This is a genomic window from Dehalococcoidia bacterium, from assembly GCA_025054935.1.
Lineage (GTDB): Bacteria > Chloroflexota > Dehalococcoidia > SpSt-223 > SpSt-223 > JANWZD01.
In genome coordinates this window covers 163,890-177,771 of record JANWZD010000005.1, presented here as the reverse complement: position 1 = coordinate 177,771, position 13,882 = coordinate 163,890, and the positions used below count along the sequence as shown (strand labels likewise).

Genomic DNA, 13,882 nt, shown 5'->3' with positions numbered 1-13,882 from the left:
TCACCTCCCCAGCACGGCTTCGATGTAGCGCTCGCGGGCAAGGAGCTGGTCGGCTGCTTCCTCAGCGAGCGCAAACACGGGCCCCGCGAGCACGCCAATAAGAACCGTAAGCGCAGCGAGCGTCACTACCGGCCCGAGCAAAGGCCGCAGCGCGATGATCCGTTTCGTCGGCTCACGAGGCGGCTCGCCGTCGGCGCCCGGCGGCGCCGGCTTCCAGAACGCTTCGTTCCAGATCTTGATCATCGAATAGAGGGTCAGCAGGCCGGTAGCGAGCGAGATGCCGACGACCACGTACTGGCCGGCTGCCAGCCCAGCTTGGACCAGTGCCAGCTTGGCAAAGAACCCCGAAAAGGGAGGGACGCCGCCAAGCGAGAGTGCCGGGATCAAAAACAGCCCGGCAAGGAGAGGAAACCACGTCACGAGACTGCCCATCCGACGAAGGTCCTCTGCCCCCACCACGCGCGCCGCGATCCCTCCGATGAGGAAGAGGTTTGTCTTCACGATGATGTGATGGATGATGTAGAAGATCGACCCTGCCAGACCGAGCGGCGTGAACAGCCCGAGCCCCATGATCATGTAGCCAATCTGGCTGATGATATGGAACGACAGGACGCGCCGCAGCTCATACTGCGCTACTGCGCCCAACACCCCCGTGATCATCGTTAGAGCAGCGATAACGAGGATGAGCGTGTGCGTTACTGCGGTATCGGCGGTGAAGAGCAGCGTGAAGACGCGAATGAGCGCGTAGACGCCGACCTTCGTCAGCATGCCGGCGAAAATTGCGGAGACGGCGACCGGCGGCGTGTGGTAGGAGGCGGGAAGCCAAAAGAAGAGAGGAAAGATCGCCGCCTTGATGCCGAACGCCACCAGGAAGAGCATCGCAAGGCTGGTGACGAGCGCTGGCGGCGCGATAGTGTTCAATTGAATGGCAAGGTCGGCCATGTTCAGCGTGCCGACCGTCCCATAGAGCACGCCGACCGCCGTCAAGAAGAGGAATGATGCGATCAAGTTGAGCGTGACATATTTGATCGAACCTTCCAATTGAGCGCGCTCCCCGCCCAGCGCCAGCAGAACGTAGGAGGCGATCAGCATCACCTCGAACCAGACGAACAGGTTGAACAAGTCGCCGGTCAGAAAGGCGCCGCAGATCCCGCCGAGAAGGACGAAGTAGACCGGGTAGTAGCCGAAGGTCTGGCGCCGCCGGTCGATGGTCAGGAGCGAATAGACAAGGACCGTCGCGCCGGTGATACCGGTGATCGCCACCATAATCGCGCTCAACAGGTCGGCAACCAGCACGATGCCGAAGGGGGCCGGCCAGCTGCCGATCGCAACCACGAGGATCCCCTCCGTCCAGACAGCCAGCAGCAGCCCAAGGGAGACCGCCAGCAGCACTGCGCCGCCCGCCATCGCAATCCGACGCTGCGCCACCCGCGACCGCGAGGAGAGGAGACAGAGCACCGCCGTCAGCAGCGAGACGAGCAGGGGCAGCACGACAAGCTGGTTCATGCCCCCCTCACGACTTGTCCGTCGCGCCAGACGACGGGTCGAGCAGGTCGGTGGCGCGCATGTCATCGAGATTGTCGGTGCCGACGGTCTGATGGACGCGATGGACGAGCGCGGTAGTGAAAGCGAGCGTGCCGAACCCGATGACGATTGCCGTCAGGATGAGCGCCTGCGGCACCGGGTCGGCCGCGGGGCCGGCCAAGCGGGTCGCCCCCTCGGGGATGAGGGGCGGCTCCCCCCACCGCAAGCCGGCAGCGGTGAAGATCGCCAGATTGGCGCCGTTGCTGATCAGCGCGAGACCGAGGATGAGCTGCGCGAGCGTCCGCTGGAGAAGCAAGTAGATTCCGGCAGCGAAGAGCGCGCCGGCGACAATCGCCACATACGACTCCATGCTACTCCTCCGCGAGACTGAAGGTGATCAGCAGCACAACGCCAATAACGACGAGGTAGACCCCAAGGTCAAAGAGGAGCGGCGTGCCGACCTTGACCGCGCCGACGGCGGGCAGCACCGTCTCAATCCAGCGCGGCGTGAGGTACGCCATCCCTTCCGGCATCGCCGTCGTGCCGCTCAGCAGGGCAACGAGCAGGCCGGCCGCAATCAGCAGCTGCGGCGAGACCGAGAGCGCGCGCCGCGCCGCCTCGACATCAAAAGCGAAGGCGTAGAGCGCGAACGCGGCGGCAGCCACCAGCCCGCCGATAAACCCGCCCCCGGGAAGGTCGTGGCCACGCAGGAGGAGAAAGACCGAAAACAGCAGCATCAAGGTCAACAGAAAGCGCGCCGCTGTCTGGAGGATGAGGGAGGTCATTCGCGCCCCTCCCGGACGCGCAGCTTCAGCAGAGCGTAAACCCCAAACGCCGCCACGCCGAGAACGACGATCTCGCCGAGCGTGTCGAACGCTCGGAAGTCGACGAGGATGACATTGACCACATTGCGGCCGCGGCCGGCGTCGTAGCTGTTCTCGCTGTAGAACGTAGCGAGCGTGCCGGGATGCGGCCCGGCATTCGCCGCCCAGATTAGGACCGTCACGAGCGCGCCGGCCGAAAGCGCGACCACAGCGTCGCGCAGCCGGCTCTGCAGCCGCGCCGGGCGCGGCAGCCGCGGCAGGTGATAGAAGACGAGAATGAACAGGACGACGGTCAGAATATCGACCAAGATCTGCGTCATGGCGAGGTCGGGCGCGCCGAAGAGCACATAGACGAGCGCGATCCCGAAGCCGGCGACGCCAAGGCTCGCCACCGCCGCAAGGCGCGACTGCGCGATCGTGGTCGCCCCGGACGCTGCCACGATCAGCGCCAGCACGCCGACCATAAACAGCCGCTCGTCGGGGATCGCGAAGTTCGGCTGCGGAAGCGCGCCCCGGCCGAGGAGCACTGTCCCGCTCAGCAGGACCGCCGTCAGCATGACGACCACCAGATAGCGCCGCAGATAGCCGTTCTGCAGCAGCCGCGTCTGCCAGCTGGCGACGGCGTTCAGGGCGCTGACCGCCTCGTCATACCAGCGGCCGGGGCCGAGGCGCGCCAGCGGCGCGCCGCGAGCGAGCAGCCCGCGGAGCTGCGCCTGCCGCCAGAAGAGGAGCGCCCCCGCCGCAAGGACAGCGCCGCTCAGGGCGAGGACGAGCGTGAAGCCGGGCCAGAGCTTCAGGTCGACCGCCACCGTCTCGCCCCGCACCGCGCTCGCCGCCGGCGCGAGCAGCGGCGCAGCCACCAGCGCCGGCGCGAGGCCGATCACCAGCCCGAGCAGCGCGAGGACGAGCGGCCCGAGCCAGAGGCTGATCGCGCCTTCATGCGCCGCCTTCGGTGTCGGCTGCGGCTGGCCAACAAAGGGCGTCAGCGCCGTAATCCCCGCCACCGCGACAAGGAATGTTGAGGCAACCAGCACCGTCGCGGTCAGCGCGACATTCCCCGCTGCCGCAGCGGCGTCGAGCAGCGTCTCCTTGCCGAGAAAACCGAGGAACGGCGGCAGCCCCGCCATCGATGCCCCAGCGAGGATCGCCGCCGTCGCCGTGATCGGCAGCTTCCGCGCGAGGCCGCTGAGCTGGGTCACATCACGCGTGCCCGTCTCATGGTCGAGCGTTCCCGCCGCCAGAAAGAGCGCCGCCTTGTACAGCGCATGAGCAAGGAGAAAGCTGACAGCCGCTTTTGCCGCGAGCGGGGTGCCCAGCCCAAGCAGCATTGTCAGCGTGCCGAGGACGCTCACCGTCGAATAGGCGAGGAGGCGTTTCAGGTCGGTCTGTGCGAGCGCGAGTGTCGCGCCGACGAGCATTGTGAGAGCACCGACGACCGTGACCGCCTCGCTCCAGCCGGGCACGCCGCCCAGCACGGGGCTCAAGCGCGCGATCAGGTAGACGCCGGCCTTCACCATCGTCGCCGAATGGAGATAGGCGCTGACCGGTGTCGGCGCCGCCATCGCATTCGGCAGCCAGAAGTGAAACGGGAACTGCGCCGACTTAGTGAACGCCCCCAGCAGGACGAGCGTCACGATCGCGGGCGCAGCAGGGCTGGCCGCAACACGGTCGCCGGCAGCGAGCAGCGCCGAAAGTTCGAAGGTTCCGGCGACCAGCCCAAGGAGAACAAGCCCCGCCAGCAAGCTGAGGCCGCCGGCGCCCGTCACCAGCAGGGCCTGCCAGGCAGCGGCGCGCGTCTCGGCTTTCTCGTGCTCGAACCCGATCAGCAGAAACGACGTCAGGCTCGTCAGCTCCCAGAAGACGTAGAGCAGGATGACATTGTCGGCGAGCACGACCCCGAGCATCGACGCCATAAAGGCGAGCAAGAACGCGGTGAAGCGGCCAATGCGGGGGTTTCCCGCCAAGTAGCCGCCGGTGTACAGGACAATGAGCGCGCCGATGCCGCTGATCAGGAGCGCGAAGAGGAGGCTCAGCCCGTCGAGGGAAAACGACAGCCAGAGGCCGAGGTTCGGCGCCCACGGTGTCGCTTCAACGATACGGCCGCCGTCGGCGACAGCCTCGAGCCGGTTCAGCAGCCAGACCGTCAGCCCGGCGGGGAAGAGCGCCAGCAGCGGCAGCGCCGCGGAACCCGCGAAGCGGCGCAGCCACGGCGCGCCGCCGGCAAGAATGGCGAGAGCGAGGACGGCAGCGAGCATGGTGGATGGCTCTGTCAACGCAACGGCATCGATCTTCGTCCGCTCGTACGCTCGGCACTACGATTTGGCCGGCACGATTGGCTCCACCGCGCTCCTGCGGGGAGGAGACGCGGTTGTCAGGCGCAGCAGGAGATAGCCGGCAATGCCCGCCACGACTGAGGCGGCGAGGATGCCGACTTTCCCAAGGTCTTCTTGCTCCGGCAGAACGAAGGCGAGTTCGTCGATGAAGAGCGCGACGGTGAACCCGATCCCGGCCAGCACCCCAGCCCCGGCGAGCTGCACCCACCGAACCCGATGGGGCAGCACCGCTAGCCCAAGCCGGACCATGATCGCGCTTGCACCGAGAATGCCGAGCGGTTTGCCGAGCAGCAGCCCCGCCGCCACGCCGAGGGTGATGGTGCTCGTTGCAGCGTCGGTCAGCGCCTCGCCGGAGATAACCACGCCGGCATTCGCCAGCGCGAAGATCGGCACGACGAGATAGCTGACCCACGGATGGAGCAGCCGTTCGAGGCGCTCAAGCGGCGCTTCGGCGAGCGGGAGCAGCCGACCCACCGTGCCGATCGCCTCCTTCGGCTCGCCGGCCGGTTTCTCCAGCCGATCGAGCACGGCGCCGATCGCCTCTGCGAGGCGGTCGGGCGCAATCTTCGCCGAAGCCGGGACCACCATCGCCAGCAGCACCCCGGCGATGGTGGCATGGACGCCCGACTTCAGAATCGCGACCCAGAACACCACCGCCAAGACCAGATAGACGAACGTCGACCGCATCCCAGCGCGCACCCCCAGCGCGATCAGCCCGAACAGCCCCGCCGCGACCAGCAGCGCCTGCAGCGACAGCGCTTCGGTGTAGAAGAGGGCGATGACAGCGATCGCGCCGAGGTCGTCGACGATCGCCAGCGCGAGCAGGAAGACCCGCAGTTCGGTTGGCGCCCGCCGGCCGAGCAGCGCCAGCACGCCGAGCGCAAGCGCGATGTCGGTCGCCATCGGAACCGCCCAGCCGCGCGCGGTCTCGCCGAACCCGTTAATCGCGACATAAATAACCGCCGGCGCGATCATGCCGCCAATGGCCGCCGCAATCGGCAGCGCCGCCGCCCGCGGTGACGACAGCTCGCCGTGCAGCAGCTCGCGCTTGATCTCGAGGCCGACGACAAAGAAGAAGATCGCCATCAGCCCATCGTTCACCCAGAGCAGGAGCGGCTTGTCAATCGCGAGGCTGCCGACCGTGACAGCGACCGGCGCTGCCCAGAGCGCGTGGTAGCTCGCCGCCCAGGGCGAATTCGCCCAGAGCAGCGCGGCGATCACCGCCGTCATTAGGATCGCGCCGCTCGCCGCCTCGGTCGAGATAAATCGCTGAACGGGGATCCCAACCCGGCGAGCAAAGCGTGACGGCTCGACGCTGATCAAGCGCTGTTCTCGAGTGTGCGCTGCGCCGCTCATCGCCACCGACCTCGAACCTTACGGAGAGAGCCGTCCCGCGCCCAACACACGAAGAGACGGCGTTGGCCGTCTCCTCCTGCTCGCCGGATAGCGGGTGACGAGCGCCCCGTCTTTTGGCTCTGCTGTTTATCAGTCTATCACACCCTGCCGATCCTGTGATGAGGAAAGCAGGTCGCTCTCCGTGATCGGCGGTCTGAGGCGCAGGATGTTGTCGGCGCAGCGAGCGCCAATGCAAACGCAAGTTCCTGCTGGGCCGTCGGCCACAGCGCGCTCTGGACCGGCGCTCTCGCGAGCCAGCTCGCCCCCAAGCTGTTGCTGCTCGCCGTCGCGGCCGCGGCGCCCGCCGCCGAGTTTCTTCCCCTCGCGGGCCGGCCATGGAACAACGCGCCCGCTTGGGTGATCGGGCGCGACGTCGTCGCCGCCTAGACGACTGTCTGCCCCGATCTCCCGGTCGCGCCGCTGCTGACCACGACCGGACTGTCGACATACCCGTCGCCCGCTCAGCAGTGTCTGGCGGCCGCCGGCATGATCGGCCGCGCGCGCGAACGGTTCGGCGAGGCGTTCTTCCGCGTCGCCCCCGCCACCGACCCTGCCTAGCGGCGCGCGCTGCTCGCCCAGACGCCGCTGCCGCCCAGCCCGCCGGTCATGATCATCCAGAGCCTCGCCGACCGGGGAGTTCTGCCGAACACAACGGCCGCCCTGCAGGCCCGCTGGTGCGCCGCCGCCTCGCTGCTGACCAGCCTTCGGCTCGACGGAGCTGCGCACAACAAGAGTGCCAAAGTCGCCGGCCGGCAGTCGTCGGCTGGATAGCAGAGCGGTTTGCCGGCCAGCAGGGTCGACATGCGACGTGCCGCCGCCTGTCGCGCCTGCCGCCGGCGATCTCGTCCGCTGAGCAAGGGCTCGCCCTAGCGATACACCTCGCGGTAGAGGGCCGTCGCCGGCGTGGTGGAGCGCTCGGCTCGGCGGCGCGCCTCCGCGAGCCGATCTGGGTCGATCATCGCCGTCGCGATGCCGTCGCGCGGACCGACCGACGCCTCGATCGCGCCGTCCGGCCCAACGATCATCGAGTATGCGCCGAGGGTGGGAGCTTCGTCCGGATAGCCGACGATGCGCGATGCGGCCGCCGACAGCAGATAGACACCGGCGGCAAAAGCGACTGCCTGCTTGAGCGCCTGCATCGGGGGGCGGGCTGGGCCGCTCGCCTGCTCGACTGTCGGGTGAACAATCAGGTCGGCCCCTTTCGCGCGGAGGAGCCGCGCCGCCTCGGGAACAGCGATCTCCGCTTCGACAAGGCAGCCGACCGTCCCAAGTTCGGTCGTCGCCACTGGAAGCACCGACCCCGCGCCGAAGGCGGCTTCGTACTCTTCGATCATGTCGCGCAAGGCCGTGGTTTCAGGAGCGCTGAACGCTTGCGCTTTCGGCGAGCGCAGGACAAGCCCGTTCGGCCCGAGCATGAAGCCGGTGTGGAAGTAGCGCCCGGGGAGCTTGCTCGTCCGCTCTTGGGTGCTGGAGACGAAATAGCAGTTGTTCCGCCGGCAGGCATCGAGGATCGGCTGAAACTCCTCGCCTGGCAGCTCGACCGCAACGGTCTCCATGCGGACGCCGGCGGCACTCCGGCGCGGGCTGGTCAAGCAGAGCACCGGGTAGACGAGCAGGCGAGGCGACGGCTCCCAGGTCTGAACGATCCGATCGATCTGCGCTGCGATCCGGTGCGCGTTGCGGCGCTGGGTCTCCTTGGCGCTTTCATCCGACTGGACCCCGACCAGCGGCGCATGGACGACCGCCGCGACCCACGGCTGCGAGAATGAAACGGTTGTCATAGCCCTCCTTCAGCGCGGTCTGACCACCGCAGCGCTTGCGTTTGTCGCTCTTCCGCCCCTGTGATAAAACTCCATCGAATTCGGCCGAGATCGCAGCTCGGTTCGCCCCTGAGGAGCTCCCAATGACCGTCACCCCCGAGCGGTTTGCCCAGGGCATGACCTATGAGGAATTTAAGGCGCAGATGACCCGCAATCGCGAGCGGCTGGAGCAGAACGAGGCCGGCGTCCAGATTGCGGCCGAGGACCTCGAGGCGTTTAAGCGGCTGCCGAAGCCCCTGAACGTGCTCGTCCTCGCAGAAGATTGGTGCGGCGACGTGATCGACAACCTGCCGATCCTCGGGCGGCTCGCCCGCGAAAGCGGCAAGCTGAACCTCCGCATCTTCCTGCGCGATCAGAACCTTGACCTGATGGATCAGTGGCTCTACCAAGGGAAGTTCCGCTCGATCCCGACGTTCGTCTTCTTCGACGAAGCGTTCAACCAAGTCGGGCTCTTCATCGAACGCCCCGCGAGCGCGACCGCCCGGCGGAGGCAATTTCGAGAGGAGCTGTACCGGAAGAACCCCGAGTTCGGCCCGCCCGACCGGTCGATCGCCGAGCTGCCGGAGGAGATCCGCGTCAAGCTGATGCAGGAAATGGCGAACGCGCGCGAACAGTGGCGCGACCTCGACAACCGCGATGTCATCGCCGAACTGCGGGCGATCGTCGAACAGGCGTTTGCGCAGAAGGTGTAGCAATGGCACCAAAACCGGTCAAGGTGCAGATCGTCTACTGTGCTGAATGCGGCTATGAGCCGTATACGATTGCGCTCGCGAACCATCTGATGCTGGAGTTCCGCGACCAGCTGTCGTCGATCGAGATCATCCCCTGGCAGGACGGAAGCTTCGACGTCACCGTCGGCGGCGAGCTGGTCCATTCAATGTATCGCGAGGGAGGGTTCCCGGACCCCGAAACGATCGCGGCAGCGGTGCGCGCCAAGCTCGCTGCGAGCGCGGCAGACTAACCAGGCGTCCGCGACACGGCTGCCAAAAGCTGGGTGCCGGCGAGAGTATGCGGCCGCCGCTGCGGCTCCGCGCCGGCAGGTGCTGTAGAATTGCGCGACGCTCGCGCTGAGGAACTGCAGTGGAAGGCTGGGAGCACGTCATCACCGCCCCCGACCAAACCATCGGCGAAATGCTGAAGGCGATGCTTGAAGAAGAGGGGGTCGTCGCCATGCTCGAGCCGGAAGACGCCGTCTCGTTTCTCGGCGTCTCGGCCATCCCGGTCCGCTTGATGGTGCCGGTCGAGCAGGCGCCGGTGGCGCGGCAGCTCCTGCAGGAATTCCAAGAGGCCGAGGCGGACTGGCAGCGCGACGACGATGACGACCGCGCCGGCGAGGAGCCGGACGACTAGGGCGACGTGGACCGGCTGCGCAAGTCGTTCTCGGCCGGCCGCGGGACGCGCGGGCCATCGGAAACGCTCTGGGTGCGCTGCCTGCGCTGTCGGGAACTGAACTACGTCCGCGAGCTCGAAGACAACCTGAAAGTGTGCGTCAAGTGCGGGTACCACTTTCGGCTGAGCGCCCGCGAGCGGATCGCTCAGCTGGTCGACCGGGGGCATTTCGAGGAATGGTTTGCCGACCTCGCGCCGACTGACCCGCTCGGCTTCAAGACCGAGAGCCAGACCTACCTCGCGAAGCTCGAAGAGACCCAGCGCGTCACCGGCTTGGTCGAGGCGGCCGTTTGCGGCGGCGGCGCGATCCGAGGGCATCCAGTCGTGTTGGCGGTTCTCGACTTCGGCTTCCTCGGCGGCTCAATGGGGTCGGTTGTCGGGGAGAAAGTCACGCGGTCCGTCGAGGAGGCACTGCGCCGGCGCTGGCCCTTAGTTGTCGTCAGCGCCTCGGGCGGCGCCCGGATGTACGAGGGGGCCATCTCCCTGATGCAGATGGCAAAAACCGCTGCCAGCCTCAGCCGGCTGGGAGAGGCGCGCGTCCCCTACATTGCCGTCCTGACCGACCCGACGACTGGCGGCGTCACCGCCAGCTTTGCCAGCCTCGGCGACATCACCATCGCCGAGCCGGGTGCTCTCATCGGCTTTGCCGGACCGCGCGTCATCGAGCAGGTGACCCGCCAGCGGCTTCCCCCCGGCTTTCAGACCGCCGAGTTCCTGCTCGAACACGGCATGATCGACCTCGTCGTCCCGCGCAAGGACCTGCCCGACACGCTCGGGAAGATCCTCAGTCTCTTCACCCCCTAAGGGCGCACGGCGGCGCTCTCCTCCGGATGGGCCGCGAGCCAATCGCGCGCGTACCAGCAGCTTGCGACGACACGCAGCCCGCGTTCGCGCGCGTACGCGACCGCCGCAGCGACCAGCCGAGCGGCGACGCCCTTGCCGCGCTCAGCAGGCGGCGTGAAGGTAGAGACGAAATCGAGCACCCCGTCTCCGCGGTCGACATAGCGCAATTCGGCCTCCCCGGCGGGAAGAACGGCGACGAAGCGCTGCTGTTCCGGCTCATGACGGATCTCCATAGCGCGCCTCCTGCACAGGCTCAGTCTCGGGCGCGGTCAAGCGCTGCGCCGCCGAGCGCGTGGCGATAGGCGGCAGCGACCTGCGCCGCCGACCGCTCCCAGACAAAGTTTCGCTGGACCTTCGCCCGACCGGCCAGCCCGAGCCGCTTTGCTGTCTCCGGTGCGGCAAGCAGCGTCACAATCGCCCGGGCGATCGCCTCGGGCGCCGGGTCGACGAGCAGCCCATCCTCGCCATCGTTGATGACCGTCTCGAGAACGGGCAGCCGGAGCGCGACAACCGGCTTCGCGAACGCCCACGCTTCGAGGTAGACGAGGCCAAGGCTCTCCGCCTCGGAGGGGACGCAGAGGAGCGAGCACGCCGCGAGCGCGTCGGCCTTCTCGGCGCCCATGGCCTTGAGAAAGCAAAGCCGCGGGTCCGTGAACCGCCGCGGATCGACCTCCTGCTCGACTAGGGGGCCGATGAAGACGAAGCGTGTCTGCGGCGCAACGCGCCAGACGAGCGGGGCGGCGCGCAGCAGCCGTTCGGCTCCTTTGGCGCGGCTAAGGCGGCCGAGGAACAGCACGATCGGATCCCCGCCGAGACCGGAGGTCGCTCGGAAACGGTCGGGATCGGCTTCATGAGCCGGGTCGAGAGACGGCGCGCCGGGCGCGACGAAGCAGCGCGCCGGCGCCACCCCGCGGTCGATCAGCCAGCGGCGCTCAACCTCGGTCATGGCAATGACTGCAGCTGCCTCGCGGCACAGGACGGGCAAGAGCACACTGCCAAGCCGAAGCGGCATGCTCACCGTCCGGCCCTGCCGTTCGAGATGGAGAAAGGGCGTGAGCACAACTGGCACCCCATTCCCCGCTGCAAGCCGAGCAATGCGCCACGCTGCAAAAGGAAGCCCGCCGTAATAGAGATGGACGAGGTCAGCGGCGGCAATCTCGCGGCGGAGCGCAGCGCGATGCACGGCATAGAACAGCGCGCTTAGCGGGAGCCGCAGCGGCGGCGCGGCGCGGCTTGCGCGCGTGAGCGCGCGCAGCAGCGGCGCAAGCGGCGCCGCCGGGCCGAGCTGGGTCACAGGAATGCCGTGACGGACGAACTGGCGGGACTGCGTGTCCGCGAAGCGCGCCCACGGCAATTCACCGGGACGGCGCTCGTCGCAGAAGCGGATTACCCGCAGAGTGAAGTCAGCGGCGAGGCGGCGGCTGATCTGCTCGGCGATAATGGCACCGCCGCTCGGCGAGCCATAGTCAAAGGAAAGGACGAGGACCAACCTGCCGCTCGATGACGCTGCGCCGGGCATTCAAGTCGTAGTCCAGCAGCGTGATATCAGCGCGCCCCAGTCCGCGCAGTGCGCCGACCGCCATCCCCGCCAGCGCCGCCGCCTCGCCCACAACGATGGCGGGGATGGCCGGCACGACGCGCCAGCCGACCCCTGGTCGGCGCGCCAGCCGAAGCGGCTTCCAGACCAAGCGCGCCGCCAGCCAGGGGAGCGTGATTGCCACGAAGAGGAGGCGCCGTCCCTGCCCCCACGCTTCCATCTCTGCCCGCGTCGCGACAGTGACCCGATCGTGGAGAAAGCGAGGTACCAGATAGTCGCTCAGCACCGCCTCGAATTCGTGGGCGTATTTTGCTCCAGGGATGATACGGAGGTGATAGCCTTCAGCACGAAGCCAAGCCAGAAGCAGCGGCTCGGCGCGGAGCAGACGGTCGAGGTCGGCGGCCCGCCGCTCGAGCACGGCGCGCCGATAGACAGCGTTGTTCGAGGAGAGCGCTCGGGCAGGGCCCGGACGAGCCGGCGCCGCCCACGGCCCTGCGATCGCGATCGCAATGGCATCCGACATGCCGCGCCCGGGCGTGGCATTGTGCATCTCGCCGCTGACGGCGCCGACGCGACTGTCAGCAAACTCCGCAAGAAGCGCCTCCGCCCATTGCGCTGAATAGAGGCAGTGCTCCTCGGTGAAGGCGACGAGCGGCGCGCGCGCCGCCCGGAAGCCGATCAGCTTGGCAACTCCGTAGGGCAGTCCGCGCCGCAAGCGGATCGTCCGGACGCGCGGATGCTCGGAGCCGGGAAGCGGCGGAATGCGCGGCCCGCCGAAGTCGAGGAGCACGATTTCGAGACGATCGATAACGGTCTGACGAAGCAAGGAACCAAGGGCGCGCGCCCCGCGTTCCCGGCGACGGTCGACGAGGAGGACGACCGACATCGCCGGCGGCGCCTCCGCCGCATCAGAAGCGATCGGGAAGGACACTGCTCGACACCCCCTCCGAGAGCGAAATAGGAGCACCTGGAGCGCACTCGCCGAGCAAATGGAACTCTAACAGAACTCTTTCTTGCCCGGCGCGGGTCACTCCCATACACTGAAAAGTGGGTATACCTGTCACCACTTTCCCACAGTTGGGCAAGGAACGTCCGAATGCCCACCAAGCGCGATTACTACGAGGTGCTCGGCGTACGCCGAGACGCAACTGAAGAGGAGATCAAGAAAGCGTTTCGCCGGCTGGCGTTCCAGTACCACCCGGATCGGAACCCCTCTCCCGATGCCGAGGCTAAGTTCAAAGAAGTGAACGAGGCCTACGAGGTGCTGAGCAACAGCCAGAAGCGTGCTGCCTACGATCGCTACGGGACGGCGGAGGCGACGGGGGCGTTTGATCCCTTCAACGGATTTGGTGGCTTCGGCGATATCTTCGAAACGTTCTTCGGAGGCGCTCAGCAGGCGAGACGAGGGCCGCGCCGCGGCGCGAACCTGCGCTATGACCTGACGATCGACTTCGAAGAAGCGGTGTTTGGGACCCGGAAGATCATCGAGATCGTCCGCACAGAAACGTGTGCCACCTGCGGCGGGATCGGGTCTGACCCGGACACTCCGCCGGAGCGCTGCACCAACTGCAACGGTAGCGGTCAAGTGCGCCGCGTCCAGCAGAGCATCTTCGGCCATTTTGTCAATGTCGCTCCTTGCGGCCGCTGCAACGGCGAAGGCCGGGTCATTGTCAAGCCGTGCCGCGTGTGCCGGGGAAGCGGCCGTGAGCGGAAGAGCGAGAAGCTCGAAGTCGACATTCCGGCCGGCATCGACGACGGCCGCGAACTCCGCCTCCCGGGCAAGGGTGAAGCAGGGCAGCGCGGCGGTCCAAACGGTGACCTGTACATTGTCATCAACGTCCGCGAGCATCCTTTCTTCAAGCGGCGCGACTATGACATCTTGTATGAGCTGCCGATCAACTTTGCTCAGGCAGCCTTGGGCGATGAGGTCGACGTGCCGACGGTGGACGGCACCTACAAGCTGAAGATCGCCCCTGGCACCCAGACCGGCCGGATCTACACTTTAAAGGAGAAAGGGGTGCCCTATCTCCGCGGCGGCGGCCGCGGCGACCAGCTTGTCAAGATCCGGGTTGTCACCCCGACCAATCTGTCCGATTACCAAAAGGAGCTGTTCCGCGAGCTCGCGAAGACGTTCGGCACCGGCACCCAACACCATCAAGAAGAGCGGAGCTTTTTCAGCAAACTGAAGGACGCGATCAGCGGCGGGTAGCTCTTTCC

General features: G+C 67.1%; 15 protein-coding genes. 6 read left to right on the top strand and 9 right to left on the bottom strand.

The features are described 5' to 3' along the window. The 5 genes from NZ773_08155 to nhaA are packed head-to-tail and all read right to left on the bottom strand — an operon-like array spanning nucleotide 1 to nucleotide 6,004. Nucleotides 1-1,506, bottom strand: coding sequence for a Na+/H+ antiporter subunit D (locus NZ773_08155; protein ID MCS6801897.1), 1,506 nt, complete (start codon nucleotides 1,504-1,506; stop codon nucleotides 1-3). 7 nt (nucleotides 1,507-1,513) lie between these two features. Further along, nucleotides 1,514-1,894 carry an NADH-quinone oxidoreductase subunit K gene (locus NZ773_08150; GenBank protein MCS6801896.1) on the bottom strand — a complete coding sequence of 127 codons (381 nt, stop codon included), beginning with the start codon at nucleotides 1,892-1,894 and terminating at the stop codon, nucleotides 1,514-1,516. 1 nt (nucleotide 1,895) lies between these two features. Then, complete coding sequence (locus NZ773_08145; protein ID MCS6801895.1) at nucleotides 1,896-2,309, bottom strand: Na+/H+ antiporter subunit B; 414 nt, start codon at nucleotides 2,307-2,309, stop codon at nucleotides 1,896-1,898. Further along, on the bottom strand, nucleotides 2,306-4,621 hold the full coding sequence (locus NZ773_08140; protein ID MCS6801894.1) for a putative monovalent cation/H+ antiporter subunit A: 2,316 nt from the start codon (nucleotides 4,619-4,621) through the stop codon (nucleotides 2,306-2,308). The genes NZ773_08145 and NZ773_08140 overlap by 4 nt, the downstream gene beginning before the upstream one ends. A gap of 39 nt (nucleotides 4,622-4,660) precedes the next feature. After that, entirely contained in the window at nucleotides 4,661-6,004 is a 1,344-nt protein-coding gene (nhaA, locus tag NZ773_08135) for a Na+/H+ antiporter NhaA (GenBank protein ID MCS6801893.1), read from the bottom strand. 678 nt (nucleotides 6,005-6,682) lie between these two features. On the opposite strand from nhaA, the gene NZ773_08130 reads away from it, so the two are divergent. Next, nucleotides 6,683-6,847 (top strand): hypothetical protein, encoded by a 165-nt coding sequence (locus tag NZ773_08130; protein ID MCS6801892.1) that lies wholly within the window; start codon nucleotides 6,683-6,685, stop codon nucleotides 6,845-6,847. Nucleotides 6,848-6,942: 95 nt separating this feature from the next. Here NZ773_08130 and NZ773_08125 read toward each other — a convergent pair whose 3' ends face one another. Then, the gene (locus NZ773_08125; protein MCS6801891.1) at nucleotides 6,943-7,857 is read right to left on the bottom strand and encodes a hypothetical protein; all 915 of its coding nucleotides are present in this window, start codon (nucleotides 7,855-7,857) and stop codon (nucleotides 6,943-6,945) included. A 122-nt stretch (nucleotides 7,858-7,979) separates the two neighbouring features. Here NZ773_08125 and NZ773_08120 point away from each other — a divergent pair, with 122 nt between their 5' ends. The 4 genes from NZ773_08120 (at nucleotide 7,980) to accD (ending at nucleotide 10,089) form a co-directional block, all read left to right on the top strand. Then, complete coding sequence (locus NZ773_08120) at nucleotides 7,980-8,588, top strand: thioredoxin family protein (protein MCS6801890.1); 609 nt, start codon at nucleotides 7,980-7,982, stop codon at nucleotides 8,586-8,588. 2 nt (nucleotides 8,589-8,590) lie between these two features. Beyond that, nucleotides 8,591-8,857: an Rdx family protein gene (locus NZ773_08115; protein ID MCS6801889.1), complete on the top strand. Its 267-nt coding sequence runs from the start codon at nucleotides 8,591-8,593 to the stop codon at nucleotides 8,855-8,857. Nucleotides 8,858-8,976: 119 nt separating this feature from the next. After that, a complete protein-coding gene (locus tag NZ773_08110) occupies nucleotides 8,977-9,246 on the top strand; it encodes a DUF2007 domain-containing protein (GenBank protein MCS6801888.1) in 270 nt (89 codons plus the stop codon). 15 nt (nucleotides 9,247-9,261) lie between these two features. Beyond that, the gene (gene accD / locus NZ773_08105) at nucleotides 9,262-10,089 is read left to right on the top strand and encodes an acetyl-CoA carboxylase, carboxyltransferase subunit beta (GenBank protein MCS6801887.1); all 828 of its coding nucleotides are present in this window, start codon (nucleotides 9,262-9,264) and stop codon (nucleotides 10,087-10,089) included. Here accD and NZ773_08100 read toward each other — a convergent pair. Genes NZ773_08100 through NZ773_08090 form a run of 3 tightly spaced genes read right to left on the bottom strand, consistent with a single transcriptional unit; the run spans nucleotide 10,086 to nucleotide 12,596 of the window. Further along, nucleotides 10,086-10,361 carry an N-acetyltransferase gene (locus tag NZ773_08100; protein MCS6801886.1) on the bottom strand — a complete coding sequence of 92 codons (276 nt, stop codon included), beginning with the start codon at nucleotides 10,359-10,361 and terminating at the stop codon, nucleotides 10,086-10,088. The genes accD and NZ773_08100 overlap by 4 nt on opposite strands. A 20-nt stretch (nucleotides 10,362-10,381) precedes the next feature. Further along, nucleotides 10,382-11,617, bottom strand: a complete 1,236-nt coding sequence (locus NZ773_08095) for a glycosyltransferase family 4 protein (GenBank protein MCS6801885.1) — start codon at nucleotides 11,615-11,617, stop codon at nucleotides 10,382-10,384. Then, entirely contained in the window at nucleotides 11,595-12,596 is a 1,002-nt protein-coding gene (locus tag NZ773_08090) for a glycosyltransferase (protein ID MCS6801884.1), read from the bottom strand. The genes NZ773_08095 and NZ773_08090 overlap by 23 nt, the downstream gene beginning before the upstream one ends. 165 nt (nucleotides 12,597-12,761) lie before the next feature. On the opposite strand from NZ773_08090, the gene dnaJ reads away from it, so the two are divergent. Beyond that, nucleotides 12,762-13,874: a molecular chaperone DnaJ gene (dnaJ, locus tag NZ773_08085; protein ID MCS6801883.1), complete on the top strand. Its 1,113-nt coding sequence runs from the start codon at nucleotides 12,762-12,764 to the stop codon at nucleotides 13,872-13,874. Nucleotides 13,875-13,882 lie beyond the last annotated feature (8 nt).

Bases quoted from the DNA above. Each gene is read 5' to 3' on its own strand.
- NZ773_08155 (MCS6801897.1), bottom strand. From the start codon at position 1,506: ATGAACCAGCTTGTCGTGCTGCCCCTGCTCGTCTCGCTGCTGACGGCG.
- NZ773_08150 (MCS6801896.1), bottom strand. From the start codon at position 1,894: ATGGAGTCGTATGTGGCGATTGTCGCCGGCGCGCTCTTCGCTGCCGGA.
- NZ773_08145 (MCS6801895.1), bottom strand. From the start codon at position 2,309: ATGACCTCCCTCATCCTCCAGACAGCGGCGCGCTTTCTGTTGACCTTG.
- NZ773_08130 (MCS6801892.1), top strand. From the start codon at position 6,683: ATGATCATCCAGAGCCTCGCCGACCGGGGAGTTCTGCCGAACACAACG.
- NZ773_08125 (MCS6801891.1), bottom strand. From the start codon at position 7,857: ATGACAACCGTTTCATTCTCGCAGCCGTGGGTCGCGGCGGTCGTCCAT.
- NZ773_08120 (MCS6801890.1), top strand. From the start codon at position 7,980: ATGACCGTCACCCCCGAGCGGTTTGCCCAGGGCATGACCTATGAGGAA.
- NZ773_08115 (MCS6801889.1), top strand. From the start codon at position 8,591: ATGGCACCAAAACCGGTCAAGGTGCAGATCGTCTACTGTGCTGAATGC.
- NZ773_08100 (MCS6801886.1), bottom strand. From the start codon at position 10,361: ATGGAGATCCGTCATGAGCCGGAACAGCAGCGCTTCGTCGCCGTTCTT.
- dnaJ (MCS6801883.1), top strand. From the start codon at position 12,762: ATGCCCACCAAGCGCGATTACTACGAGGTGCTCGGCGTACGCCGAGAC.